Genomic DNA, 24,321 nt, shown 5'->3' on the forward strand with positions numbered 1-24,321 from the left:
CCACGCCTTGTTACAATTGCCGTTTTGGCGACCCTGCGCCGCATCTTATTAGCTGAGCAGGATAGGCCCTTTGCACCCGCTATCTACGGTAAAATCCCAGCATGTCCTATCAAGTCCTCGCCCGTAAATACCGCCCCAAGAACTTCGAAACGCTCGTCGGCCAGGAGCACGTCGTGCGCGCGCTCACGCACGCCTTGCACAGCGGTCGCCTGCACCACGCCTATCTGTTCACCGGAACGCGCGGGGTCGGCAAGACCACCTTGTCGCGCATCCTGGCCAAATCGCTCAATTGCATCGGCCCGGACGGCACCGGCGGCATCACGCCGACCCCGTGCGGCGTGTGCGAGGCGTGCACCGCGATCGATGCCGGCCGTTTTGTCGACTATATCGAGATGGATGCGGCGTCCAACCGCGGCGTCGACGAGATGGCGCAGCTGCTGGAGCAGGCGGTGTACGCGCCGAGCAATGCGCGCTTCAAGGTCTATATGATCGATGAGGTGCACATGCTGACCAACCACGCCTTCAACTCGATGCTGAAGACGCTGGAGGAGCCGCCGGAGCACGTCAAGTTCATCCTGGCCACCACCGATCCGCAGAAGATCCCGGTGACGGTGCTGTCGCGCTGCCTGCAGTTCAACCTGAAGCAGATGCCGCCGGGCCATATCATCGGCCATCTGGACAACATCCTGGGGCAGGAGGGCATCACCTTCGAGGCGCCGGCCTTGCGTCTGCTGGCCGCCGGTGCGCACGGTTCGATGCGCGATGCGCTGTCGCTGACCGACCAGGCGATCGCCTACGCCGCCGGCGCGGTGACGCTCGATGCGGTGCAGGGCATGCTGGGCGCGCTGGACCAGTCTTACCTGATCCGCCTGCTCGATGCGCTGGCCGCGCAGGATGGCGCGGATCTGCTGGCCGTGGCCGACGAGATGGCCACGCGCAGCCTGTCATACAACGGCGCCTTGCAGGACCTGGGCACCTTGCTGCACCGGATCGCGCTGGCGCAGACCGTGCCGGCCGCCTTGCCGGAAGATTTGCCGGAGTACGCCGATATCGTGCGCCTGGCCACCGCCTTCGACGCGGAAGAAGTGCAGCTGTATTACCAGATCGCGGTGCATGGGCGGAATGAACTGGGCCTGGCGCCGGATGAATATGCGGGCTTCTCGATGACCTTGCTGCGCATGCTGGCCTTTCGGCCCGGCGTAGGCGGGGCCGAGGGACAACCGGCTGCCGCGCCTGCGATGTCGCGTCCGGCGGCGGTGGCTGCGGCGCGTGCCGCGGCGGCGCCGCCTGCGCGCGCGGCTGCGCACATGCAGGCCAGCCATGCCAGTGTGACGCCGGCTGCGGTGGTCGCCGGTGCCGCGGCCGCGATGGCGCGCGCCGAGGCGCCAGCTCCGGCGCCGTTTGCGGCTCCGGCTTCGGCCGTGCAGGCCCCGGCTGCCAGTGCGATGCCTGCTGCACCGATTGCACCACCAGCGCCGGCGCCTGTTGCTGCGCCGGCCGCGTATGTGGCTCCGGAGCCTGCCGCACCTGCGCCGGTTGCCGCCGCGCCAGCGACACCGGCGGCGCCGATCAGCGCAGCGCGCGCCGCCATCAACGCCGCCCTCGAAGCGGCCCGCGCGGCCTCCAAGCCTGGTGGACGTTCGTTGCCGGCAAGCGCCGCGCCGGCTGCGGCCGCCCCAGCACCTGCTGCCGAGCCATCGCCGGCGGCGTCGTTTGGCGCCGCGCCGAATGTGGCGCCATCCGCACCATCGCCCTCGCAGGCGCCGAGCGCGGCCTACACGCCGCCTGCGGCACCGGCTGCGCTTGCGCCGTCGCGCCCCGCGCCGTGGGACGACATGCCTCCGGCAACGACCATGGGCGGCGATGCGCAAGCGGCTGTCCTGGAAGCGCCGGTACGCCAGGTGGCGCCGCAGCAGGTCGCGCCGCAAGCCGCTCCCGCCGCCAAGCCTGCCCAGCAGCAGGCTGACGAAGAGGATGACCTACCGCCCTGGGTCACTGAATTTTCCGACGATAGCGCGGTAGCACAGTCCGCGCCGGCCCAGGCCTACGCGCCTTCGCAGCCGCCATCGTATAGCCCGTCGCACAGCCCGTCGCAGGCGGCATCGCACACGTCGTCGCAGGCACCATCGCACCACCAGGCCCCGCCGCCGCTGGCCTACGCCGACGAAGCGCAAGCCGTCGTCATGCCGGCCCGCGCCGCGCCGGCGCCGGCCAAGGCGCCGCACGTCTACGTCATCACGCCGGTGCCGGAACTGAACTGGGACGGCAACTGGCCGGCCGTGGCCGCCGCCTTGCCGTTGCGCGGCGTGGCCCAGCAGCTGGCCATGCAGGCCGAACTGATCGAATGCAGCATCGACGGCAACGCCGTGCTCTTCAACGTCCGCGTGCCGATCGAAACCTGGCGCACGCCCGGCAACGTCGAGAAGCTCACGGTCGCGCTGACCGAACGCTTCGGCCGTCCGGTGCGGGTGGAGACCGAACTGGGCGCCGTCTGGTACACCGCCAGCGCCGAAGCGCAGGCGCACCGTGAAGCCTGCCAGCGCGCCGCCGAGGACACCGTTGCCAACGATCCCTTTGTGAACAGCATGATCCGCGAGTTCGACGCCTGGGTGGTGCCGGGCTCCATCACGCCGCCGCCTGCCGCATTGGCGTCCGCGGCGGCCAACTGATCACATCTTTAACTTTCAATTTACGGAGAACACCATCATGATGAAGAACCAACTGGCCGGCTTGATGAAGCAAGCACAAGCAATGCAGGACAATATGAAGAAGGCGCAGGACGCGCTGGCCCTGATCGAAGTCGAAGGCCAATCCGGCGCCGGCCTGGTCAAGATCGTCATGACCTGCAAGAACGACGTCAAGCGCGTATCGATCGACCCGTCGCTGCTGGCCGACGACAAGGACATGCTGGAAGACTTGGTCGCCGCCGCCTTCAACGACGCCGTGCGCAAAGCCGAAGCCACCTCCGCTGAAAAGCTGGGCGGCCTGACCTCCGGCATGAACCTGCCGGCCGGCTTCAAGATGCCTTTCTAAGGGCTGCCGCAGCTTAGCTCTCCATGTCCAAGTCGCTGGAATTTCTGACGGAAGCGTTGCGCCGTCTGCCCGGCGTCGGCCCCAAGTCGGCGCAAAGGATGGCGTTTCATTTGCTCCAGCATGACCGCGAAGGTGCGGACATGCTGTCGCGCGCGCTGCACCAGGCGGTGAGCGCCGTGCATCACTGCGCGCTGTGCAATACCTTCACCGAGGAAGACGTCTGCGATACCTGCAACGACGAGCAGCGCGACCGCCGCCTGCTGTGCGTGGTGGAAACGCCGGCCGACCAGCTGATGATCGAGCAGACCCTGACCTACAAGGGCCTGTACTTCGTGCTGATGGGCCGCCTGTCGCCGCTGGACGGCATCGGCCCCAAGGACATCCACCTGGAGAAACTGGTGGCGCGCGCGGTCGACGGCCTGGTCACGGAAGTGGTGCTGGCCACTAATTTCACCAACGAGGGCGAGGCCACCGCGCACTACATCAGCGAGATGCTGAAGGCGCGCGGCCTGCGCGTGAGCCGGCTGGCGCGCGGCGTGCCCGTTGGTGGCGAGCTGGAGTACGTGGACGCGGGCACCATCGCCCGCGCCATGCTGGACCGAAGGGCGACATGACTGACAAGACTTCCGGGAAGGAGTCTTCCCCTGCATGGGAAGACCGCAAGCAGGCAGGCGGCATGCCGCCTGAAACCCCTGCTGGCCCATTGGCCGGTATAAAAGTACTGGAACTGGGCACGCTGATCGCGGGCCCTTTTTGTGCGCGCATGCTGGGCGAGTTCGGCGCCGAGGTCATCAAGATCGAGTCGCCCGACGGCGGCGATCCGATCCGCAAATGGCGGGTGCTGAAGGACGGCACTTCGCTGTGGTGGTCGGTGCAGTCTCGCAACAAGAAATCGCTGACCTTGAACCTGAAGGATGCACGCGGCCGCGCCATCGCGCGCCAGCTGGCGCTGGAGGCCGATATCATCATCGAGAACTACCGCCCCGGCGTGCTGGAGAAGTGGGACATCGGCTACGAGCAGCTGAAGGCCGTCAATCCCGCCACCATCATGGTGCGGCTGTCCGGCTTCGGCCAGACCGGGCCGATGAAGGACTTGCCGGGCTTCGGCGCCATCGGCGAATCGATGGGCGGGCTGCGCTATGTGTCCGGCCATGCGGACCGTCCGCCGGTGCGGGTCGGCGTGTCGATCGGCGACTCGGTGGCGGCCCTGCACGGCGTGATCGGCGCGATGATGGCGCTGCGCCACCGCGACGCCACCGGCGGCAAGCTCAAGGGCGAAGGCCAGATGGTCGACGTGGCCTTGTACGAATCCGTATTCAACCTGATGGAATCGCTGGTGCCGGAGTTCGACCACGCCGGCGTGGTGCGCGAGCGTACCGGCGGCGCGCTGCCGGGCATCGTGCCGTCGAACACCTACACCACCAGCGATGGCGAGAACATCGTCATCGCCGGCAATGGCGACGCGATCTTCAAACGCCTGATGTTGGCCATGGGCCGCATCGACCTGGCCGGCGATCCGCAGCTGGAACGCAACGACGGCCGCGTGCCGCGCACGCAGGAAATCGACGATGCGATCCAGGCCTGGTGCGACACCCAGGACATCGACAGCGCGCTGGCCGTGCTGAAGGCGGCCGATGTGCCGGCCGGGAAAATCTATTCGGTGCGCGACATGATGGACGATCCGCAGTTCGTCGCCCGCGAGATGTTCGAGCAGCACCACTTCGCCGACGGCACACCGGTCAAGCTGCCGGCGATCTCGCCGAAATTGTCGGCAACGCCGGGCCACACCAAGTGGATAGGCCCGGCGCTGGGACAGCACAACGACGAGGTGCTGCAGTCGCTGGGCTACAGCGCCGAGGACATCGCCGCCATGAAGCGGGACGGCGTGCTCTAACGCCGGTGCAGCGCCGAACTGCGCCAGGCGGCATATGGCTCGCTTGGCGGCGGGTGCGCATCGGGGCCGAGGTAGCAGTCGTCGATGCCGAAGTCGTGGATGTGGCGGAAACCGCGCGCTTCCAGGAATTGCCGGATGTCTTTCCGTACCGGCTGACGGTTGTGCTCCACGGTGAGCACGCGCAGCCGGTAGTCGTCAAACGGAAAACTCTTCAGTATCGCCAGCTCCGATCCTTCGGTGTCCAGGCTCCAGTAATCGATCACCGGCGGCGCGCTGCATTCGTACAGCACCGAGGCGATGGTGCGCGTACGCTTACGCACGGAGGCCAGGTCGGGGCCGAACACATGGTGCGTGTAGCGCAGCATGGCCGGCGTGTATTCCTGCAGTATCCCGCCCAGCATGTTCGCGCCTTCCAGGAATTCGACTTCGCCTTCGCGGTCGTAGAGGCAGCCGTGGATGCACAGGCATTGGCGGTTCTTTTGCAGCGCCCGGAAATAGCGGTCGTTGGGTTCGATGCAGATGCCGCGCCAGCCATAGGCTGATTCCAGCAGCAGCGTGTTGCTGGAGCGGACGCCGTCGGCGGCGCCGGAGTCGAGGAAGTAGCCGTTGCGCATGCCGTTCAACACCGCCAGCACAAAGTGATCTTGCCCCAGTTGCGAGCTCATCATGGTCTCCTGTTGGAACGGTGTAGTGCGGCGGAACGCCAGTCTACATAAGGCGTGCTTTCTTTTTCTTGTGTCGGCGGCGGCCGCCGGAAGTCGTCCTCGTGGCGATGGCCGTACAGCATGGTGACGTTGATGCGGCGGCTTTCGTAATCGTCGCGGAAGGTGCAGGCGGCGGTGCCGTGGAACAGGTCCGAGTTGAAGATGATGGCGCGGTTCTGCCGGTAGGGCACGTAGCGCGCTTGCGCACCGACCTCGGCCAGATAGCGCCGTATCAAGTCCGGCCGCCGGTTGTAGCTGATGAAATCCCAGTCCGGCGGCGCTTCGACGTCGTAGATGTGCATGCCGCCGGTGGCCGGATCGAGATTGGCGTCGTCCGGCGTGATCCAGAAGTTGACGTTGATGGCGGCGAAGTCGGCGTGCACGTCATCGCCCGGCATGTGGGGCGGATATTTGTAGGCCCACAGCTGCGTCAGCGGATGGCGGTCGCCGATCAGCCGGGGCAGGGCGCGGCGCAAGTCGTGCGCCAGCTGGACCAGCAGCGGGCAGTTGAAGCCGTCGCGTTGCAAGGCCCCCAGGCGGCCGTGCGAGTAACGCAGCGAGTTCCAGACGGTCGATTCGAGGCAGAAGCGGCGCAGGCTGTCCAGCGCGGCGGGCGCCAGGAAGTCGTCGATGACGACGATGCCGGGCGGGTTGCTGCGATAGGCGAGTTCGACATCGGCGCCTTGCCAGCTGTCCGAGTAGGTCTGTGCCATAGCCGGCGTGGCGCGCCGGTGGACGATGCGGTTGTAGATGTCGCCTATGCCGGCAAGCTCATCCGCTGTGGGGCGCTCGCGCTTGCTGATGTGCTTGGCCGTCATCTGGTCGGCCAGCTGGCGGTAGCGCTGCGCGATGGCGCCGTACTCGGCGCCTAGCACGCCCAGCCGCTGCAGGTAGCTGAACTGCTCGGCATCGTGGCGCAGCTTGGCGACCGTTAGTGGAGGCTGAGTCGGCTGCGGCGGCGCGGCTGGGTTCATCAAGCTCATGGCGGCGGCTCTCAGGCGGCTTCGGCGTTCAGTCTGCCCAGCGTGGCGGGGATGTGCACATCGTCCAGCCACGCCGCTTGCAGTACTTCGGCGATCATTTCCTGCCAGTGTTCCTCGATCACCTTGCGCACGGCGTCGTCGTGGTACAGGCGCTGGCACATCTGGCATTGATGGGCGTACAGGCCTTCCCATTTGATTTCCGGGTTGTGCGTGGCGGCCCAGGCGACCACCTTGGCCGGGCCCTGGTGGTGTATCCACAGCTTGAGGAAGTCTTCCTCGGATTCGACGATGGCGCGCCGCAGGAAGCCTGGCTGGCCGGTGTCGGCGACGTTGAGTTCGGGGATGACGCGCAAGCCCAGGCCGCAACAGGAGCCGACGCGGCCGTCCGCCTGCAAGGTGTAGGTCTTGAGCACGCTGGAGCAACCGCCGCGTATCGCCGCCGCCTGCACATCGCAGGCCACGCCTTCGGGGTAGCGGTAGATGGTTTCGTGGTGCAGCGGCATCCAAGGGCTGCTGAGCACGGTCAGCGCGGCGAATTGATCGGGCGGCAGGGCGGCGACCAGCGGATGCTCGGTGAGCATTTCCGGCGTGACGTGGCGGTCCTGCTTCAGCTCCATCATCACATGGGTGCGGAAGCGGCGCTCGCAGGCGGCCACGGTGGCCAGCACCACGCGTTCCAGCGGCACGAAGCGCACGTGCTCGTCGCCGGTGCTGTAGTTGATTTCCGAGAGGCCGGCGTCGATCAGCGCGGCGATCTTTTCGCGCGCGGTCTCCAGGCTGGTGGCCCAGTGGGCGTTGGTGACCAGGCGCACCGGCAGCTTGTGATCGGCGGCGCGGCGTATGCCCTGCAGCAGGGTTTTCCACTCCAGCGTGGCCTCGCCGCCGGTGAAAACGACGTTGCTGAATTTGAGCTGCTTGGCTTCGTCGATGGCGGCCAGGATGGGCGCCAGCTCCAGCCGGTTGCGCTCGCGCGGGCTGGAGAGGGTGCCGCAATCGGCGCATTCGGCCGGGCAGGTGAAGGTCGGCATGATGGACAGCGTGTGCGCGCGTCGGCGCAGCAGCGGCGCTTCCGAGTCAGCGGGCGACATTGAATTCCGCCTCTGAGATGGCGAGGATGCCGCGCGACTCCAGGATCTGGGCGTACTGCACCAGTGCCTCGATCGTGACGCGCACGTACTCCTGGCCGCGATAGGGATCGTATTCGTTGTTGTCGGTGCCGGTGTGGGTGCCTTCGTCGGTGCCGGTGTCCGTGCCGGTGTTGGTGCCGCTGTCCGTGCCGGTATTGGTGCCGCTGTCGGTACCGGTGTTGGTGCCCGTATCCGTGCCGGTGTTGGTGCCGGTATCGGTCCCCGTATCGGTTCCCGTGTCGGTGCCGGTATTCGTTCCGGTGTCCGTTCCTGTATCGGTGCCCGTGTGGGTGCCGGTGTCCGTGCCCACTTCGGTGCCTTCGTCGGTGCCGGGGCCGGTGCCGATGGTGGCCGAACTGTGCTCGAAGTTCTGGGTGCTGTTGGAGTCGTTGATGGTGCGGTGGTCGGTCGGCACCAGGAAGCCGCTGGCGAAGATCGGGCTGCTCGTGAACAGCATCGCCTGCTCCATGCCGCCAAGGGCAAACGGCGATTTCTCTTCGATGCTGGCGCGGACCAGCGCCAGCACGATGTGGTAGTCGCCATGCTGGATGACGGCGTTGCCGAACGCGGTCATGAACTCGGTGCGGCTGGGCGTGGTGTCCTGGTGATCTGCCGCGTAGTTGCGCAGCCAGCGCCGCATGTGGCGGTTGGCCAGGATCGAGTACACCAGCTGGTTGCTGACCGAGGCGCGCTGCTCCGGCAGCTTTTCGCCGACGGCGAAATCGGCCAGCACCTGGGCCGGATCGGTGATGAATTGCTCGCGCAACAGGTAGTCGCGCGACATGGCCTTGAACAGCGCGTCGACCCGCCTGGATGCGGCCGCCGCGCGCAGCACCAGGGGATGGCGGTGGTGATGCCGCTCGGGTGTGAACACCAGGCGGAAGGAATGTTCTTGCTCGTCCATGTGGCCTCCTTAGCTCGGACAACTGCCTGACCATCTTAGGCAGCTGAACCGATCGGGAGGCGAGGGACGTCAAAGGTGGGCGCGGAACTTTATCGCGTGTCCGTCGTCGCCGGGCGCCAGACCGTTCAGCGTGAACTGGTTGCCGAGCATGAGGTCGATCGATTCGGGCGGTGACGGATGGCCGAGGTAGTAGCCCTGCGCCAGGTCGCAGCCGAATTGCTCCAGCAGCAGCAGCTGGGCGCCGGTCTCCACGCCTTCGGCCACCACCGCCATCTTCAGGCCGTGCGCCATGGCGATGATGGCGCGCGTGATGGCGGCGTTCTCCGAATCCTGCGGCAGGCCGCTGATAAAGCTCTTGTCGATCTTCAGCGCGCGCACGTCGAAGCGCTTGAGGTAGTTCATCGACGAGTAGCCGGTGCCGAAGTCGTCGATCGACAGGTAGACGCCGATGCCGCGCAGCTGCTCCAGCGTGACCATGGTGGCGCGGGCGTCGTCCATCAGCGTGCCTTCGGTCAGCTCCAGCTCCAGCAGCTCGGCCGGCAGGCCGGTGTCATGCAGCGTCGACAGCACGATCTGGGTCAGGTTTTCATCCTTGAACTGCTTGGCCGACAGGTTGACCGCCACCCGCACCGGCTGCTTGCCGGCCGCCTGCCACGCCATCGCCTGCCGGCAGGCGGTGCGCAACACCCATTCGCCGATCGGCACGATCAGGCCGGTCTCCTCGGCCAGCGGAATGAACTCGGTCGGCGAGATGATGCCGCGTTCCGGGTGGCGCCAGCGCACCAGCGCCTCGACGCCGACGATCTGGGCGCTGGAGACGTCGATCTGCGGCTGGTACAGCAGATACAGCTCGTTGTTTTGCAGCGCCTTGCGCAGGCCCACTTCCAGCTTGACGTGGCTCATGATCTGCATCGTCAGCGACGAGCTGTACAGCTTGGCGTTGTTCTTGCCGCAGTTCTTGGCGTGGTACATCGCGGTGTCGGCGTATTTGAGCAGCGAGTTGCAGTCCTCGCCGTCCTCCGGGTACAGCGAAATGCCGATGCTGGCGGTGACGAAGATTTCATTGGTGTCCAGCAGGAAGGGGCGGCGCATGGCTTCCTTGACGCGGTGGGCGACGTTGAGGGCGTTCTCCACCCGCTCCAGGTCGGGGATCAGGATGGTGAACTCGTCGCCGCCCAGCCGCGCCAGGTTGTTGCCATTGAGTTCGGTGCGCGAGACCAGGTCGCTCGGGCGCGTGGTTTCGCGCAGCCGCTCGGAGACCGCCTTGAGCAGGTGGTCGCCGACGTCGTGGCCCAGCGTGTCGTTGATGCGCTTGAAGGCGTCCAGGTCCATGAACAGCACGGCGAATTTCTTGTTGCCCTTGCGCGAGCGCACCAGCTCGGCCTCCAGCGTCTCCAGGAAGGCCTGGCGGTTGGGGATGCCGGTCAGGCTGTCGCAGTAGGCCAGGCGGCGGATCTGTTCCTCGGTGCGCTTGCGTTCGCTGATGTCGCGCACCAGGCCCAGCACCTCGTCGGGGCCGGTGGCCACCAGCCGCGCCTCGAAATGCCGCACCGGCGCCGCCACCGCGTGTTCGCCCTGGCGCGCGCGCGGGGCCGCGCCGGGGATGGCCAGCTCGTAGTCGAGCGAGCGGATGTGCTGGGTGTCGAGCACGGTCTGCACCTGCTCCAGCATGTGCCTGGCGATGTCCTCCGGCAGCACCTGGTTCAGGTGGCGGCCCACGCACTGGTCGCTGTCGAATACGCCGCTCGCTTCGTGACCCTGCTCGTAGTCGAGGTAGTAGCCTTCCTTGTTCATGCGGAAGAAGGTGTCGGGGATCGCCGCCAGCACCGCGCGGTGGTGGGCGTCGGCGATGCGCAGGCGGGTGATGGCGTCGCTGGCGCGCAGCACGTACAGCACGCGGTGGCCGAGGATGGGCCAGTTGATCGGCTTGGAGACGAAATCGGTGGCGCCGGCCTCGTAGGCCTGGGTCACCGATTCGAGCTCGTCGCCGCCGGTGACCATGATGATGGGCACGGTGGTCTGGGTTTCCAGCCGGCGGATTTCGCGGCACACGGCGAAGCCGTCCATGCCCGGCATGTCGACGTCGAGCAGCAGCAGGTCCGGCGCCATGCTCTGGAACAAGGCCACGGCCTGCAGGCCGTCTTCGGCCTCGACCGCGTCCAGGCCGACCTGGCCCAGCATTTCCAGCATCAGCAGGCGCATCACGGGATCGTCGTCGGCGACCAGCACCAGGCCGCGCTTGGGGGAGGAGGAGCTTGGCATGTCATGTTTCCTTTTCCAGGATGGCTCCCAATGCCTGCCGCACGGCCTGGAAAGAGCGTTCCATGTCAGCCAGCAGGACAGCGGCGCCGGCGGTGGTGTCGTTGCGCCCCAGTTGCTCGAGCTCCTTGCAGCGCTGCGCCAGCGCGTCGGCGCCGACGTTGGCGCTGCTGGACTTGAGGCTGTGGGCGGCCTTGCGCATCTGGCTGATATTGCCGGTGCTGATGGCCTGGCGCAGCGTGTGCAAGTGGTTGGGCGTGTCGTCGAGATAGGCGTGCAGCACGCGGTCGAGCAGCGCGTCGCCCTTGGTGGGGCTCAGGGCGCGGATGTTTTGCAGCGCCTGGCGGTTGATCTGGTCGTTGGACTCGGGGGCGGCGGGGCGCACCTCGGGCGCTTCCGGCGCGGCCGGCTTGCGCGGCAGGCTGATCCAGCGGGAAATGGTCTGGCCCAACGCCTGCTGCGTGAAGGGCTTGCTCAGGTAATCGTCCATGCCGGCGGCCAGGCAGGATTCGCGGTCGCCCTGCAGGGCGTTGGCGGTGATGGCGACGATCGGCATGCTGCGCCCGCGCCCGCGCTGCTGTTCGCGGCGGCGGATCTCCGTGGTCGCGGCGAAGCCGTCCATGACCGGCATCTGGCAGTCCATCAGGATCAGGTCGAACTCGGTCGCCTGCACCGCCCGCAGCGCTTCCTCGCCGTTGCAGGCGCGGCTCACTTCCAGTCCCAGCCCTTCGAGCATGGCGCTGGCCACTTCGACGTTGACCGGATTGTCTTCGGCCAGCAACACCTTGCGCCGCCTGCGCGCACGCGGAGCCGGCGTCGGGCCGGGGCTGAGGGCGGCCAGCGGCGGCGCCACCGGCGCGGCGGCCGGCGGCGGCTCGGCTGGCGTCACTTCGGCCGGGCGTGCCGGCGCCGGCGCGTTGCGGCTGGGCGCCAGCAGGCAATCGTACAGGTCGCAGGCGCGCGGCGGCTTGATCAGCTGGAAGGCGACGCCGGCCTCGCGCCGCTGGACGCCGTCGGCGGCGTTGCGCTCGGTGCTCAGCAGCAGCAGCCGGGTGGCGGCCAGCGCCGCTTCGGCGCGGATCGCGGCGGCCAGCGCCAGGCCGCTGGTGCGCGGCAATTCCATGTCCAGCAGCACCACGTCGTAGGGGCGGCCGGCGGCGGCCGCCTCGCGCAGTTGCGGCAGGGCGTCGGTGGCGGTGGCGCTGGCGCTGGCGATGCGCCAGCTGCGCAGCAGCGTTTCCAGCTCGTCCCGGCTGGTGGGATTCTCATCGACAATCAAAGCGCGGCATTCCTGGGTGGCGTGGAAGGAGGGATCGTCGACATCGATACGACGTTTGTCAAAATTTACGGCAAACCAAAAGATTGATCCTTGAGTTAGCGCATGGTCGACCCCTATCGTGCCTCCCATCAGCTCCACCAGTTGTTTTGAGATCGCCAAACCCAGGCCTGTGCCGCCGTGCTTGCGGGTGGTCGAGCCGTCCGCCTGCGAAAAGGAGTCGAAGATGCGCGCCCGCGCCTCGCTGGAGACGCCGATGCCGGTGTCGTGCACTTCGAAGCGCAGGCCGACGGTCAGCGCATCCTCGTGCGCCACGGCGACCTTGACGGTGATCTTGCCGCTCTCGGTGAACTTGATGGCGTTGCCCAGCAGATTGAAGATGACCTGGCGCAGCCGGTTGGGATCGCCGCAGATGGCGATCGGGATATCGTTGGCGACCGCCAGCTCGAGCCGGATGCCCTTGGCTTGGGCCTGCGGCGAGAAGACGTTGTCTATGTCGTCGAGCAATTCGCGGAAATTGAAATGGATGTATTCGACGGTCAGCTTGCCGGCCTCGATCTTGGAGAAATCCAGGATGTCGTTGATGATGACCAGCAAGTGTTCGCCGGAGCGCTTGACCATGCTGGTGTAGTGGCGTTGCTGCTCGGACAGGCGGGTCGCCAGCAGCAGCTCGGTCATGCCCAGCACGCCGTTCATCGGCGTGCGGATTTCGTGGCTCATGGTGGCGAGGAAGGCGCTCTTCGCCTGGCTGGCGGCCTCGGCGGCGTTCTTGGCCTTTTCCAGCTGTTCGGTGCGCACGCCGACCTGGCGTTCCAGCTGGTCGCGGTATTGCGCCAGCGCGGCGTCGCGCGCCTCGACCTGGGCCAGCATGTCGTTGAAGCTGTCGGTCAGCGCGCCCAGTTCGTCGCTGCGCTGGTGGACGATGCGCGGCGTCGGCTGGCCGCGGCTGACCTGCTGGGCGGCGGCGATCAGCTTGCCGACCGGCTCGGCGATGCTGCCCTTGAAGCGGGCCGCCGTCAGCAGCGCCATCATGAACGACAGCATGGCGGCCACGGCGGCCGCGGCCAGGTTCTTGAACAGGTCCAGCCACATGCGGGTTTGCGCGCATTCGATCATCACGGTGCCGATGAACTCGTTCTTGACGTGCAGCGGCCGGTACAGGCGCAAGGCCGGCGCCCACAGCGGGCCGCTGTGGAAGGTGCGCACCGCGTCGCCGCCGTCTTCGATCGCCAGTTGTTCCGGCGCGTCCTGTTCGGTGGGCAGGCTGGCGGACTTGTAGCGGGCCAGCAATTGACCGGTGCTGTCGTACAGGATGGCCTGCTGGATCTGGTCTTCGACCGCCAGCGTGGTCAGCGTCTGCTGGGCGCGCTTGGTGTCGGCCGACAGCAGCGCCGCCATGCTGTTGTTGCCGATCACGCCGGCCAGCGAGGACAGCTGCCTGCGCTCGTCGTCGGTCCGGCTCAGGACCGAGGTGGCGGCAAAGGCGAAGAACACCAGCATCAGCGCGCTGCCGGTGGACAGCACTGAAATGATGGTCAGTTTCTGGCTCAGACCCGAACGTTCGAAATTGAACATTGCTGTAAGCGGTGGCAAACGGTGAGCGCCGAAATCGTCGGCGCGACAAGCTGATCTGTAAGTGCCAGTAGGAAAAATATAGTGTTCAGACCATGGCGGCCTTGATCTGCATCTAATCCCCGCACGTTTGAGCATTCTCAAGGGCTGCGGGAAAGTGCGTCGCAAGCTGCAAGGATGGAACGCAAAAAAATCCTTTTCGTGGCCGAGGCCGTCACGCTGGCCCACGTCGGCCGGCCGCTGGCGCTTGCGCAAACGCTGGCGCCGCAGCAGTACGACGTGCACTTTGCCTGCGCGCCCGGCTACGAAGCCTTTCTCCAGGGCAGCAGACTGAGCACTTGGACGGTGAGCAGCATCTCCAGCGCGCGTTTCCTGGCGGCCCTGGCCGCGGGCAAGCCGGTGTACGACAGCGCCACCCTGCAGCGCTATGTGGAGGACGACCTGCGCCTGCTGCAGGCGGTGCGGCCGGATGTGGTGGTGGGCGATTTCCGGCTGTCGCTGTCGGTCAGCGCGCGCGTGGCGCAAGTGCCGTATGTCGGCCTGATCAACGCCTACTGGAGTCCCTACGTGCCGCAGCGCTACACGGTGCCGGCGATCGCGCTGGCGCGGGTGTTGCCGATCGCGCTGGCGGACCGGCTGTTCCGCCTGGTGCGGCCGCTGGCGTTCGCCTTGCACAGCAGGCCGCTGAACCGGGTGCGGCGCAGTTACCGGCTGCCGTCGCTGGGGTATGACCTGCGCAGCGTGTATGCCGACGCCGACTACGTGCTGTATCCCGACATCCCCGAGATGTTCCCTGCGGTGGATTTGCCGCCCACGCATTCCTATCTCGGTCCGGTGACCTGGTCGCCGCCGACGGCCTTGCCCGGCTGGTGGGATGCTTTGCCGACGGACAGGCCGCTGATCTACGTCACGCTGGGCAGCTCGGGGCAGGGCGCGCTGCTGCCGCAGATCCTGCAGGCGCTGGCGGCGTTGCCGGTGCGGGTGATCGCCGCCACCGCCGGCCAGGCCGATCCTGGCCAGCCGCCGGACAACGCCTATGTGGCGGACTACCTGCCGGGCGAGGAGGCGGCGCGGCGCTCGCAGTTGGTGATCTGCAACGGCGGCAGTCCGACCAGCCAGCAGGCGCTGGCGGCCGGGGTGCCGGTGCTGGGCATCGCGGGCAACCTGGACCAGTACCTGAACATGCGCGCGGTGGCGGCGATGGGCGCCGGCGCCTTGCTGCGCTCGGACCGGCTGGACGAGGAGACGCTACGCCGCACCGTGGTGGACTTGCTGGAGCGCCCGGCGGCGCGGGCGGCGGCGGCCCAGGTGGCGCAGCTGTTCCAGCGCTACGACATGGCGACCCGCTTCGAGGCGGCGTTGCGGCGCGCGGCCGGCGGCCGGGCTTGACGACGCGGGACCCGCCGGCCCGCCGGCCGTGCTGGTCCTTGCATGTTCACGACGGCAGCTGGCGACGGCGTCCCAGCGCCATGCCGACAAAGCCCAGGCCGAGCAGGGCCAGCGTGGCCGGTTCCGGCACGGCCGCCAGCGCGAACGAGCTCGAGCCGTCGAATTTCATCAGCGGCACGCTGCCGGGCAGCGTGCCGTCCCACATGGTTGCCGGCGTCTGTTGCGAGGGGATGGTGGCGGCGCCGGTCACATTGCTCCGGAACACAGCGCCGGCCGCGATGTCGAGGTAGAGCGGATCCACATAGTCGATCTGGTAGCTCAGCTCGAACGCGCCGGTGGACAGGTTGCCGGCAGCGGTGGCATTGGCTTCAAGGGCAATCAAGTGGCCGGACATGATCAGGACGCCGTCGTTGTCGGTGTCGCCTGCGCCGCCGCAGCCGGCCGAGGTCGAGCCGGAGCCGTAGCAGCGTACGTAGCCGGCGCCGTTGCCGCCCGCGGCCTGGCTGGTGGCGGCGCCGGAGACGAAGTGGTCGAGGTAGAAGGCGATGTTTTGCACGCCGCCATGCTGCGCATCGACGTCCATCGCGGCCGCCTGGCTGGTCGGCAGCGAGAAATGGGCCGAGCTGGAACCGGGCGCGCTGGATGTCTGGCGGTCGACCAACTCCTGGAAACGCACCACGGCGCTCAGTTCGAAGCCGCTGTTGAGGCCGCTGGGTGTGTTGAGGACGGCGCCATTCGACATGGTGCCGATCACCATTTGCGTACGCATTTCGGTCAGGTAGGGCACGAAGGGCTGGCGGGCGGAGGTGGCGTCGGGGGTGATGGATTTGAAGCCGGTGGCCAGCGCGGTGTCGGTGTGGTTGGTCCACAGGTCGGCATAGTTGCCGTAGGCCCGGTTGCCGGTCGGGTCCAGTCCCACCGCCGGTCCGGCGTGGGCGAAGGGCGCGGACGCCAGTGCCGTGGTGATCGCGGCGGCGGCAATGGCCGGTTTGAAGTAGTTCATTTTAGCTCCCTGGCTGGATCGCGACCCCGGAATCGGCGTCGTCCATGCAGCTTGAGCAAAAGCCTTGCCAGCGGCGGCGAAGCGCATGAAATCAAAGGCTTGAGTTCGGGTGTCGGCGGCGCCGGCCTGCGCTTGTAAAGAACGCCGTCACGGCTTGCCGGACGGGCCGACCAGCAACGCGCGCAGCGGCTTGCGCAGCGAGCGCGCCGACGCCGCCGGGCCGGCGCCGATGCGGCCCATGAACACCGCCGTCTCCCACGTGGTCTGGCCGACCAGCGCCGCGCCCTCGCGCGCCAGCGCCTCGGCCCGCTCCTGCATGCCGCGCGTGCCGGAGAACACCCGGCCTTCGCGCACATAACGCGAGAAGATCAGCGGCGTCAGCTCCGGTTGCAGTTGCAGGCCCTGCGCGGTGGCGGTCAGCCAGAAGCGCTGCATGGCGCGGCCGGCGTCCAGGTAGTCGTCGACGCGCTGGGCCCGGCGCGGCGCGGTCAGCACGAAATGGGCGGCGCAGGCCAGGCCGGGGATCAGGTCCATCTGCAGGCGCGGCGCCAGCGTGCCGGCCAGCCAGGTGTTGAAGAACTCCACCCGCTGCCAGCGCTGCATGATCCAGCGCATCAACCTGGCGGTGGCGGCGTCCACCCCCAGCGCCTGGTCGGGGATGCGGTCCTCGCTGTAGCGGGCGTTCCACTCGATCACCGACTTGTGCACCTGCCAGGCTTCCGGCATCGTCAGGCGCAGCTTGGCGTTGCGGAACATCAGCCGCGCGGCCGCGCCGCGCCGGCTGCCTTCCAGCCAGTGGACGCCGTAGCCGGCCGGCAGCGCCGCCGCCAGCGCGGCGCGCTCGGCCGGCGTCAGCGGGCGCCGGCTCAGCGCGCGCCGCTGCACGCTGCGCGGCAGGATGGCGTCGGCCAGCGGATCGGGCTCCAGCTGCGGCGCCGGCACGAACTCGACGTCGAGGGTGGGGCGGCTCTCCGGCGCCTCGAGCCGGCGCGCGACACGCATCTCGAGCTGGTAGGTGCTGGCGGCGATGGCCATGGTCTCGAGCAGCGCGCCGATCGAGATCTGGCTGGGATGGCCGTCGAGGTCGTAGACGCAATGGTCGCGCGTGTCGTGGCCGTGCACCACCAGGCGGCGGGCGTCGAGGATTTCAAAGCGCCACGGCTGGGTGTTGTCGCCGCTGGGCGCCCAGCGCGCCAGTTCGAGGATCTGCTCCAGCGTGGCGTCGAGGTGTTGTTCCATCTTGCTCATGATTGGTCTCCGCGCCGGCGTTTCACCAGCATCATGGTCAGCCGCTGGAGCGGGTGGCGGTGGCCGCCGGGACGCCAGGTACGGACCAGCTTGTTACGATAGGCATCGAAATGATAGCCGCGCGGCGCGGCGTCGACCGGGCCCCGGTTCAGCAGGATCTTCAGCGCCTCGGTGGCGGCGGCGCCCGCGCACAGCTCGCAGCCCATGATGGTCGACGGCCCGCGCTGTTCCTTCAGGTTGATGCTGGATGGATCGACCAGGTAGCGCGCGTGCAGCCCGGCCGGCGCCAGGCCGACCAGGAAGCGCAGCGCCTTTTCCTCGTCCGGCAGCGAACCCCAGCCGAAGTATTGCTCGAACGTCATCTGTCCCGGCAGGAAGTTCAGCAGCGCCGTGCCCATGCCCAGCGGCGCCGCCGTGATGGCCGGAATGCCCAGCCGCGCGCAGGCGGCAAAGGTGGCCTGGCGCGCGTTGAAGGCGAAGAAATCCAGGCCGTCGACGTACAGGTCCACGCCCTCGAAGAACTGCGCCAGGTTGCCGCTGTTGACGCCGCCCGGAAAACGCGCGATCTGCACTTCGGGATTGATGTCGCGCGCCATCCCGGCCAGCACCTCGACCTTGGGCAGGCCCAGCGTGGACATGGTGGCGCCCACCTGCCGGTTGAAGTTGGCGATGTCGAAGGTGTCGAAGTCGGCGATGTGGAAGGCGCCCACGCCCAGCCGCGCCAAGGTCAGCAGGTGCACGCCGCCGACGCCGCCCATGCCGGCGATGGCGATGCGCTTGCCGCGCAGCACCGACTGCTCCGCCTGCGTGACCCAGCCGATGTTGCGGGCAAACGCCTGTTGGTATGAAAAAGTATGCGACATGTGTCTCCCTGAAATGGCCGACAAGGCGGCTCAGCGGAGTTAGACACACGGATCGGGCAGAAAGTTCCCGTAAAAAAGAAAAAGCCTCCCTGTCTGGACAGAGCGCGATCTTGAGCGCGTTCTGCCTGACAGGGAGGCTTCTTGCTAGCAGCAACCGCCGCGCTTGCCCGCGCCGCCGTAGCGGGCTTCCTGGCGTTCGCGGAAGAATTCCTCGTACGTCATCATCGGCTCGTTGGGATGGGTGGCTTCCCGGTGCGAGACGTAGGTGTCGTATTCCGGCAGGCCCATCATCAGACGCATGCTTTGTCCGAGATAGCGGCCGGCCTTGGCGATTTCGCCCAGCATCACTGCACCTGCGGCGTCAGCACCAGCGGGCTTTCCTTGGCGGTCGGCTGGGCCGAGGCGCGCGCCGCCAGCACCGTGCGGATGCCGAACGCCAGCACGCTGAGCACGACGATCATGAAGAAGCCGGCCAGCGACGCATCGAGGTAATCGTTGAAGATCACCTGCTGCATCTGCATCACCGACTTGGCCGGCGCCAGCAGCTTGCCTTCGTCGAACGCGGCCTGGTACTTGGCGGCGTGCGCCAGGAAGCCGATCTTCGGATTGGCGTCGAAGATCTTCTGGAAGCCCGCCGTCAGCGTGCACAGCAGCAGCCACACGGTCGGCAGCACGGTGACCCAGGCGAATTTGGCGCGCTTCATCTTGAACAGCACGCAGGTGCCGAGGATCAGCGCGATCGCCGCCAGCATCTGGTTGGCGATGCCGAACAGCGGCCACAAGGTGTTGATGCCGCCCAGCGGATCGACCACGCCCTGGTACAGGAAGTAGCCCCAGGCCGCCACGCACAGGCCGGTCGCGGTCAGGTTGGCGAACACGTTCTCGGTCTGCTTCATGGCCGGCACGAAGGCGCCCAGCAAATCCTGCAGCATGAAGCGGCCGGCGCGGGTGCCGGCGTCGACCGCCGTCAGGATGAACAGCGCCTCGAACAGGATGGCGAAGTGGTACCAGAAGGCCATCATCATTTTGCCGCCGATCACGCCCGACAGGATCTGCGCCATGCCCACCGCCAGCGTCGGCGCGCCGCCGGCGCGCGAGATGATGGAGTGCTCGCCGACATCCTTGGCGGTCTGGGTCAGCATTTCCGGCGTGATGTAGAAGCCCATCTGCGAGACCGCGTGTGCGGCGGACTCGGCCGTGGTGCCCAGCAGCGCGGCCGGACTGTTCATGGCGAAGTAGACGCCCGGCTCGATGGTCGAGGCGGCCACCAGCGCCATGATGGCGACGAACGATTCCATCAGCATCGCGCCGTAGCCGATGAAGCGGGCGTGGGTTTCATTCTCGATCATCTTGGGCGTGGTGCCGGAGGCGATCAGCGCGTGGAAGCCGGACACGGCGCCGCAGGCGATGGTGATGAACAGGAACGGGAACAGCGAGCCGGCCCAGACCGGACCGGTGCCGTCGATGAACTTGGTCATCGCCGGCATTTTCAGGTAGGGCGCGACCACCACGATGCCCAGCGCCAGGCCGACGATGGTGCCGATCTTGAGGAAGGTCGACAGGTAGTCGCGCGGCGCCAGCAGCAGCCACACCGGCAGCACCGAGGCGACGAAGCCGTAGCCGATCAGCATCCAGGTCAGCTCGGTGCCGGTGAAGGTGAACATCGGCGCCAGCGCCGGGTTCTCCTGCACCAGCTGGCCGCCGAAGATGGCCGCCATCAGCAGGAAGAAGCCGATCACCGACACTTCGCCGATGCGGCCGACGCGGATGTAGCGGGTGTAGACGCCCATGAACAGCGCGATCGGGATCGTCGCCATCACGGTGAAGCTGCCCCACGGCGAGCCGGTCAGCGCCTTCACCACGATCAGCGCCAGCACCGCCAGGATGATGACCATGATCATGAAGGTGCCCAGCAGCGCGATCATGCCGGGGATCTGGCCCAGCTCCGATTTGATCAGGTCGCCCAGCGAGCGGCCGTCGCGGCGCATCGAAATGAACAGCACGATGAAGTCCTGCACGGCGCCGGCAAACACCACGCCGGCCAGGATCCACAGCATGCCCGGCAGATAGCCCATCTGCGCGGCCAGCACCGGGCCGACCAGCGGACCGGCGCCGGCGATGGCGGCGAAGTGGTGGCCGAACAGCACGTACTTATTGGTCGGCACGTGGTCGAGGCCGTCGTTCAGCTTGTTGGCCGGGGTCATGCGGCGGGCGTCCAGGCCCAGCACCTTGTCGGCGATGAACAGGCTGTAGAAGCGGTAGGCGATCAGGTAGACGCAGACGGCGGCGATGACGATCCAGATCGCGCTGATGGCTTCGCCGCGCTTGAGCGCGATGACGCCCAGCGCGGCGGCGCCGCACAGGGCGAGCGCTGCCCAGCCCAGCCGGCTGGCCAGCGTGGGTGGTGCGGTGTGGTGGTGTGTTTTCATGCTTCCTCCAAGGTTTTGGGCGCTGCTCTAAGACCCCACTGCAGCTTATGTCCAGTATTCAGCAAGCTGATAACCGCCGCAAGCGCACCACTACGCACTATGGCTCGGTACAACTACGTAGTCGCCGCAGGCGGCGGGGGGCGTAGAATCTCGGCAATAGAATAATTCGGGACACCGTCATGAAGTTGCGGCAAAAAGTCATCTTCCTGGCCATCACGCCGCTGATCCTGGCGCTGATCGCCATCGCGCTGGCGGTGCGCCACCAGTCGGTGTTGCTGGCGCAGCAGCAGCGCGAGACCATCCAGCAAGCCTACCTGAGCAGCAAAGAGGCCGAACTGAAGCACTACGTGGCGCTGGCCTCGCACTCCATCGCCCGCCTGTACGAATCGGGCCGCGACGACGAGGCCACCCGCAACGAGGCCAAGCGCATCCTGTCCTCGCTCAGCTACGGCGACGACGGCTATTTCTTCGTCTACGACATGCAGGGCAACACCTTGATGCATCCGCGCCAGCCCGAGCTGGTGGGCCGCAACCTGTACGAGCTGCGCGACGAGCAGGGCCAGCCGACCATCCAGAACTTGCTGGCGCGCGCGCGCGCCGGCGGCGGGCTGGAGCGCTACAGGTGGGTCAAGCCGTCCACCCACAAATCCGGCGCCAAGCTGGGCTACGTGATCCCGATGCCGAAATGGGGCTGGATGCTGGGCACTGGTATCTATCTGGACGACGTCGACCAGGCGCTGGCCAAGGTCGATGTCCAGCAGTCCGGCAACATCCACAACACCATGCTGTGGATCGCCGCCATCGCCATCGCGGCCTCGGTGGTGGTGGCCAGTTCCGGGCTGGCGCTCAACATCAGCGAGCTGCGGGTGGCCGACGCCAAGCTCAAGGTGCTGGCCCAGCGCGTGGTCGAATCGCAGGAGGAGGAGCGGGCGCGGCTGTCGCGCGACCTGCACGACGGCATCAGCCAGTGGCTGGTGTCGATCAAGCTGCAAATCGAGGCCGGCATCATCCGGCTGACGTCCGGGCTGGCGTCCGGCAAGGCCGAGCAGCAGCAGGCGGCGCAGGCGGCGTTCGAGCATGCGGTGGACCAGCTCAACAACGTGATGGGCGAGGTGCGCCGCATCTCGCACAATCTGCGCCCGGCCATCCTGGACGACCTCGGCCTAGCGGCGGCGCTGCACCACCTGGGCCAGGAGTACACGCTCAGCAGCGGAACCCCGGTACACTTCGAGGCGCAGGGTTGCACCGACGATTTGCCCGATGTCGCCAACACCGTGCTGTTCCGCGTGGCGCAGGAAGCCTTGACCAATATCGAGCGGCACGCCGGCGCCAGCCGCATCGAGATCGGCCTGACCGGCGAGCATGGCGGCGTCACCCTGCGCATCCGCGACGACGGCGCCGGCTTCGACGCCGAGGGCATCGCCCTGCATCCCAAGCACGGCATCGGCCTGCGCAATATGATGGAGCGGATGGACGCCATCGGCGGCCGCTTTGAAATCGCTTCCTCCAGCGACGGCACGGTGGTGACCGCCTTCGCCGGCAACGGTTAATACAGTTTATAAAGTTTACAAAGATCACGATATGACAGCCACAATCAAAATCCTGCTGGTCGACGACCATCCCCTGGTGCGCGACGGCCTGCGCGCGCGGCTGGAGGCGATGCCACAATTCCAGGTGGTGGCCGAGGCCGGCGGCGCGGCCGAGGCGCTGGAGCAGGCCGCCCAGTGCGAGGTCGACCTGGTGCTGATGGACATCAATATGCGCGGCACCAACGGCATCGAGGCCACGGCCCAGTTCAAGCAGGCGTTTCCGCGCATCGCGGTGCTGATCCTGTCGATGCACGACAAGCTGGAATACGTGTCGCAGGCGATCCAGGCCGGCGCGCGCGGCTATGTGCTCAAGGACGCGCCCGGCAAGGACATCGTGGTGGCGATCGAGACCGTCATGTCCGGCGGCATCTACTACAGCGCCGCGCTGGCGCGCCAGCTGGCGCAGCCGCACACCCAGGACAACCAGCTGACCTCGCGCGAGCACGAGGTGCTGCGCCACATCGCCAACGGCGAATCGAACAAGCAGATCGCCCGCGCGCTCGACCTCAGCGTGCGCACCGTCGAAACCCACCGGCTGAACATCAAGCGCAAGCTGGGCATCGAGGGGCAGGCCGAGCTGATCCGTTTCGCGGTCCAGCACCTGCAGTAACTGTTGCGCCGGATGCAATCCTGTTGTAAATACAGAGTATCGCTTCTAATTCTATTAAGCAATTTTTAACAGTGCGTGTTTGTGCGGCAATATCTGCTATATTCCTGCACCGCTTGTGTATTTGCAATTGTATAAAAGTAAACGTTTCGCGCGCGATGATTGGTCTCATACTGGTCGTATTGAAAATAACAATACTGTCCGATGGTAATTGATTGCCTAATGTCAATGCTTGATCTAAGATTGCGCGCACAACCTTCAATGAGATATTGATGTCTGCGCCTGAAACTAGCATGTTTCCACTGGTGGAATTACAAGCCGTGTCCAACGCTCACAACGAGTGGGTGGCACTGACTTTTGAATTGTCCGCAGACTCGGGCGACGCCTTCCAGGCGGCGCTGACCTTGCTCAAGACGCCGGACGCGTTCGCCGCGCTGGCGCCGCTCGATTGCATCCTGCCGGTGGCCCAGCCGGCCTTGCTGGAACTGTCCCAATTATCCGACCTGCCGCCCAACCGCGTGATCCTGCGCGTGCCGGCCGCCGCCTGCGGCGAGATTGCGGTGCAAAAGAAACTGTCCTCGTATGCCGAGGCCGGCTACCGCATCATGGTCGACGGCGTGGCCGGCATGGCCGCCACCCTGTGCGGCGCCAAGTCGCTGATGGTCGACGCCGCGCTGTCGATGCCGCCGGTGCTGGCGCTGGTGGCCCAGCCGGGACCGCACCTGGCCACCGGCATGGGCAGCGAAGAGCGCATCGCCGCGTGCGCCAAGGCCGGCTTCAGCTGGTTCGCCGGCGACTTCGCCCTGCATCCGCCGCAAGACATGAACGCCGGCGACGGCACCTCGCGCAAGCGCCTGCTGACGCTGCTGGGCCTGCTGGCGCGCGACGCCGACTCGCGCGAGCTGGAAGTGCTGCTCAAGCAGGATCCGGCGCTGTCCTACCATTTGCTCAAGCTGGTGAACTCGGCTGCTTTCGCGCTCAGTTCGCCGATCCACAGCTTCGGCCAGGCCATCAACGTGCTGGGCCGGCGCCAGTTGCAGCGCTGGCTGCAGCTGCTGCTGTACGCGCGCCAGCAGGACGACGGCCTCTCCAACCCGCTGCTGCCGCTGGCGGCGGTGCGCGCCGCGCAGATGGAAGGGCTGAGCAAGGCGCTCGGCTGGGAGCGCGAGCAGCAGGACATGGCCTTCGTGGCCGGCGTGTTCTCGCTGCTGGACGTGTTGCTGGGCATGCCGATGACGGAAATCGTCGCCGCGCTCAGCCTCGACCTCGACGTGGTGATGGCGCTGCTGGACCGCGCCGGCCCGCTGGGCGAACTATTGGCCCTGGTGGAGCGCCACGACCGCGCCGGTCTGGACCAGGCCGGCATCGACCATGAAACCTACTGGCAAGCGCAATTGCAGGCTTATCACTGGGCGATCCAGGTGAGCAGGAATATCTAGGC

Annotated in this window: 19 protein-coding genes; 8 read left to right on the forward strand and 11 right to left on the reverse strand. The window is 66.9% G+C overall.

What is annotated here, in order from left to right:
- The first annotated feature begins 101 nt into the window (after positions 1 to 101).
- From dnaX to RUGAMON1_RS21230, 4 genes are all read left to right on the forward strand, one after another.
- Positions 102 to 2,669 (forward strand): DNA polymerase III subunit gamma/tau, encoded by a 2,568-nt coding sequence (dnaX, locus tag RUGAMON1_RS21215; protein ID WP_445232401.1) that lies wholly within the window; start codon positions 102 to 104, stop codon positions 2,667 to 2,669.
- 37 nt (positions 2,670 to 2,706) lie between these two features.
- Positions 2,707 to 3,033 carry a YbaB/EbfC family nucleoid-associated protein gene (locus tag RUGAMON1_RS21220; RefSeq protein ID WP_020705779.1) on the forward strand — a complete coding sequence of 109 codons (327 nt, stop codon included), beginning with the start codon at positions 2,707 to 2,709 and terminating at the stop codon, positions 3,031 to 3,033.
- Positions 3,034 to 3,056: 23 nt separating this feature from the next.
- The gene (recR, locus tag RUGAMON1_RS21225; protein WP_116989468.1) at positions 3,057 to 3,647 is read left to right on the forward strand and encodes a recombination mediator RecR; all 591 of its coding nucleotides are present in this window, start codon (positions 3,057 to 3,059) and stop codon (positions 3,645 to 3,647) included.
- A 62-nt stretch (positions 3,648 to 3,709) separates the two neighbouring features.
- Positions 3,710 to 4,927 (forward strand): CaiB/BaiF CoA transferase family protein, encoded by a 1,218-nt coding sequence (locus RUGAMON1_RS21230; RefSeq protein WP_445232478.1) that lies wholly within the window; start codon positions 3,710 to 3,712, stop codon positions 4,925 to 4,927.
- Here the strand turns inward: RUGAMON1_RS21230 and RUGAMON1_RS21235 are convergent.
- The 6 genes from RUGAMON1_RS21235 to RUGAMON1_RS21260 form a co-directional block, all read right to left on the reverse strand.
- Positions 4,924 to 5,595: an FkbM family methyltransferase gene (locus RUGAMON1_RS21235; RefSeq protein ID WP_445232402.1), complete on the reverse strand. Its 672-nt coding sequence runs from the start codon at positions 5,593 to 5,595 to the stop codon at positions 4,924 to 4,926. The genes RUGAMON1_RS21230 and RUGAMON1_RS21235 overlap by 4 nt on opposite strands.
- Positions 5,592 to 6,614, reverse strand: coding sequence for a phytanoyl-CoA dioxygenase family protein (locus RUGAMON1_RS21240; RefSeq protein ID WP_445232403.1), 1,023 nt, complete (start codon positions 6,612 to 6,614; stop codon positions 5,592 to 5,594). The genes RUGAMON1_RS21235 and RUGAMON1_RS21240 overlap by 4 nt, the downstream gene beginning before the upstream one ends.
- A gap of 11 nt (positions 6,615 to 6,625) precedes the next feature.
- Positions 6,626 to 7,702: a radical SAM protein gene (locus tag RUGAMON1_RS21245; RefSeq protein ID WP_445232404.1), complete on the reverse strand. Its 1,077-nt coding sequence runs from the start codon at positions 7,700 to 7,702 to the stop codon at positions 6,626 to 6,628.
- On the reverse strand, positions 7,689 to 8,645 hold the full coding sequence (locus RUGAMON1_RS21250) for a hypothetical protein (RefSeq protein ID WP_445232405.1): 957 nt from the start codon (positions 8,643 to 8,645) through the stop codon (positions 7,689 to 7,691). Before RUGAMON1_RS21250 ends, RUGAMON1_RS21245 begins: the two co-directional genes overlap by 14 nt.
- A 69-nt stretch (positions 8,646 to 8,714) precedes the next feature.
- Positions 8,715 to 10,907 (reverse strand): putative bifunctional diguanylate cyclase/phosphodiesterase, encoded by a 2,193-nt coding sequence (locus tag RUGAMON1_RS21255; protein ID WP_445232406.1) that lies wholly within the window; start codon positions 10,905 to 10,907, stop codon positions 8,715 to 8,717.
- A 1-nt stretch (position 10,908) separates the two neighbouring features.
- A complete protein-coding gene (locus RUGAMON1_RS21260) occupies positions 10,909 to 13,755 on the reverse strand; it encodes a hybrid sensor histidine kinase/response regulator (RefSeq protein ID WP_445232407.1) in 2,847 nt (948 codons plus the stop codon).
- A gap of 174 nt (positions 13,756 to 13,929) precedes the next feature.
- Here RUGAMON1_RS21260 and RUGAMON1_RS21265 point away from each other — a divergent pair, with 174 nt between their 5' ends.
- Positions 13,930 to 15,141: a glycosyltransferase gene (locus tag RUGAMON1_RS21265; protein WP_445232408.1), complete on the forward strand. Its 1,212-nt coding sequence runs from the start codon at positions 13,930 to 13,932 to the stop codon at positions 15,139 to 15,141.
- Between the two features lie 46 nt (positions 15,142 to 15,187).
- Here the strand turns inward: RUGAMON1_RS21265 and RUGAMON1_RS21270 are convergent, their stop codons facing one another.
- The 5 genes from RUGAMON1_RS21270 to RUGAMON1_RS21290 all read right to left on the reverse strand — a co-directional run bounded on the left by RUGAMON1_RS21270 (position 15,188) and on the right by RUGAMON1_RS21290 (position 20,684).
- The gene (locus tag RUGAMON1_RS21270; RefSeq protein ID WP_445232409.1) at positions 15,188 to 16,144 is read right to left on the reverse strand and encodes a PEP-CTERM sorting domain-containing protein; all 957 of its coding nucleotides are present in this window, start codon (positions 16,142 to 16,144) and stop codon (positions 15,188 to 15,190) included.
- Between the two features lie 147 nt (positions 16,145 to 16,291).
- Positions 16,292 to 17,392, reverse strand: coding sequence for a nitroreductase family protein (locus RUGAMON1_RS21275; protein WP_445232410.1), 1,101 nt, complete (start codon positions 17,390 to 17,392; stop codon positions 16,292 to 16,294).
- Positions 17,389 to 18,255: a ThiF family adenylyltransferase gene (locus RUGAMON1_RS21280; RefSeq protein WP_445232411.1), complete on the reverse strand. Its 867-nt coding sequence runs from the start codon at positions 18,253 to 18,255 to the stop codon at positions 17,389 to 17,391. The genes RUGAMON1_RS21275 and RUGAMON1_RS21280 overlap by 4 nt, the downstream gene beginning before the upstream one ends.
- A gap of 144 nt (positions 18,256 to 18,399) precedes the next feature.
- Positions 18,400 to 18,600, reverse strand: a complete 201-nt coding sequence (locus RUGAMON1_RS21285) for a YbdD/YjiX family protein (RefSeq protein WP_116989477.1) — start codon at positions 18,598 to 18,600, stop codon at positions 18,400 to 18,402.
- On the reverse strand, positions 18,600 to 20,684 hold the full coding sequence (locus RUGAMON1_RS21290; protein WP_445232412.1) for a carbon starvation CstA family protein: 2,085 nt from the start codon (positions 20,682 to 20,684) through the stop codon (positions 18,600 to 18,602). Before RUGAMON1_RS21290 ends, RUGAMON1_RS21285 begins: the two co-directional genes overlap by 1 nt.
- A 179-nt stretch (positions 20,685 to 20,863) precedes the next feature.
- Between RUGAMON1_RS21290 and RUGAMON1_RS21295 the strand changes: the two genes are divergently transcribed.
- From RUGAMON1_RS21295 to RUGAMON1_RS21305, 3 genes are all read left to right on the forward strand, one after another.
- Entirely contained in the window at positions 20,864 to 22,234 is a 1,371-nt protein-coding gene (locus RUGAMON1_RS21295) for a cache domain-containing protein (protein WP_445232413.1), read from the forward strand.
- A gap of 31 nt (positions 22,235 to 22,265) precedes the next feature.
- Complete coding sequence (locus RUGAMON1_RS21300; RefSeq protein ID WP_116989480.1) at positions 22,266 to 22,883, forward strand: response regulator; 618 nt, start codon at positions 22,266 to 22,268, stop codon at positions 22,881 to 22,883.
- 269 nt (positions 22,884 to 23,152) lie between these two features.
- A complete protein-coding gene (locus tag RUGAMON1_RS21305; RefSeq protein WP_445232414.1) occupies positions 23,153 to 24,319 on the forward strand; it encodes an EAL and HDOD domain-containing protein in 1,167 nt (388 codons plus the stop codon).
- Positions 24,320 to 24,321 lie beyond the last annotated feature (2 nt).

The sequence above is a fragment of the Duganella rhizosphaerae genome, assembly GCF_040364205.1.
GTDB classification, from domain to species: domain Bacteria; phylum Pseudomonadota; class Gammaproteobacteria; order Burkholderiales; family Burkholderiaceae_D; genus Rugamonas; species Rugamonas rhizosphaerae.

Bases quoted from the DNA above. Each gene is read 5' to 3' on its own strand.
- dnaX (WP_445232401.1), top strand. From the start codon at position 102: ATGTCCTATCAAGTCCTCGCCCGTAAATACCGCCCCAAGAACTTCGAA.
- RUGAMON1_RS21220 (WP_020705779.1), top strand. From the start codon at position 2,707: ATGATGAAGAACCAACTGGCCGGCTTGATGAAGCAAGCACAAGCAATG.
- recR (WP_116989468.1), top strand. From the start codon at position 3,057: ATGTCCAAGTCGCTGGAATTTCTGACGGAAGCGTTGCGCCGTCTGCCC.
- RUGAMON1_RS21230 (WP_445232478.1), top strand. From the start codon at position 3,710: ATGCCGCCTGAAACCCCTGCTGGCCCATTGGCCGGTATAAAAGTACTG.
- RUGAMON1_RS21235 (WP_445232402.1), bottom strand. From the start codon at position 5,595: ATGATGAGCTCGCAACTGGGGCAAGATCACTTTGTGCTGGCGGTGTTG.
- RUGAMON1_RS21240 (WP_445232403.1), bottom strand. From the start codon at position 6,614: ATGAGCTTGATGAACCCAGCCGCGCCGCCGCAGCCGACTCAGCCTCCA.
- RUGAMON1_RS21245 (WP_445232404.1), bottom strand. From the start codon at position 7,702: ATGTCGCCCGCTGACTCGGAAGCGCCGCTGCTGCGCCGACGCGCGCAC.
- RUGAMON1_RS21250 (WP_445232405.1), bottom strand. From the start codon at position 8,645: ATGGACGAGCAAGAACATTCCTTCCGCCTGGTGTTCACACCCGAGCGG.
- RUGAMON1_RS21255 (WP_445232406.1), bottom strand. From the start codon at position 10,907: ATGCCAAGCTCCTCCTCCCCCAAGCGCGGCCTGGTGCTGGTCGCCGAC.
- RUGAMON1_RS21260 (WP_445232407.1), bottom strand. From the start codon at position 13,755: ATGTTCAATTTCGAACGTTCGGGTCTGAGCCAGAAACTGACCATCATT.
- RUGAMON1_RS21265 (WP_445232408.1), top strand. From the start codon at position 13,930: ATGGAACGCAAAAAAATCCTTTTCGTGGCCGAGGCCGTCACGCTGGCC.
- RUGAMON1_RS21270 (WP_445232409.1), bottom strand. From the start codon at position 16,144: ATGAACTACTTCAAACCGGCCATTGCCGCCGCCGCGATCACCACGGCA.
- RUGAMON1_RS21275 (WP_445232410.1), bottom strand. From the start codon at position 17,392: ATGAGCAAGATGGAACAACACCTCGACGCCACGCTGGAGCAGATCCTC.
- RUGAMON1_RS21280 (WP_445232411.1), bottom strand. From the start codon at position 18,255: ATGTCGCATACTTTTTCATACCAACAGGCGTTTGCCCGCAACATCGGC.
- RUGAMON1_RS21285 (WP_116989477.1), bottom strand. From the start codon at position 18,600: ATGCTGGGCGAAATCGCCAAGGCCGGCCGCTATCTCGGACAAAGCATG.
- RUGAMON1_RS21290 (WP_445232412.1), bottom strand. From the start codon at position 20,684: ATGAAAACACACCACCACACCGCACCACCCACGCTGGCCAGCCGGCTG.
- RUGAMON1_RS21295 (WP_445232413.1), top strand. From the start codon at position 20,864: ATGAAGTTGCGGCAAAAAGTCATCTTCCTGGCCATCACGCCGCTGATC.
- RUGAMON1_RS21300 (WP_116989480.1), top strand. From the start codon at position 22,266: ATGACAGCCACAATCAAAATCCTGCTGGTCGACGACCATCCCCTGGTG.
- RUGAMON1_RS21305 (WP_445232414.1), top strand. From the start codon at position 23,153: ATGTCTGCGCCTGAAACTAGCATGTTTCCACTGGTGGAATTACAAGCC.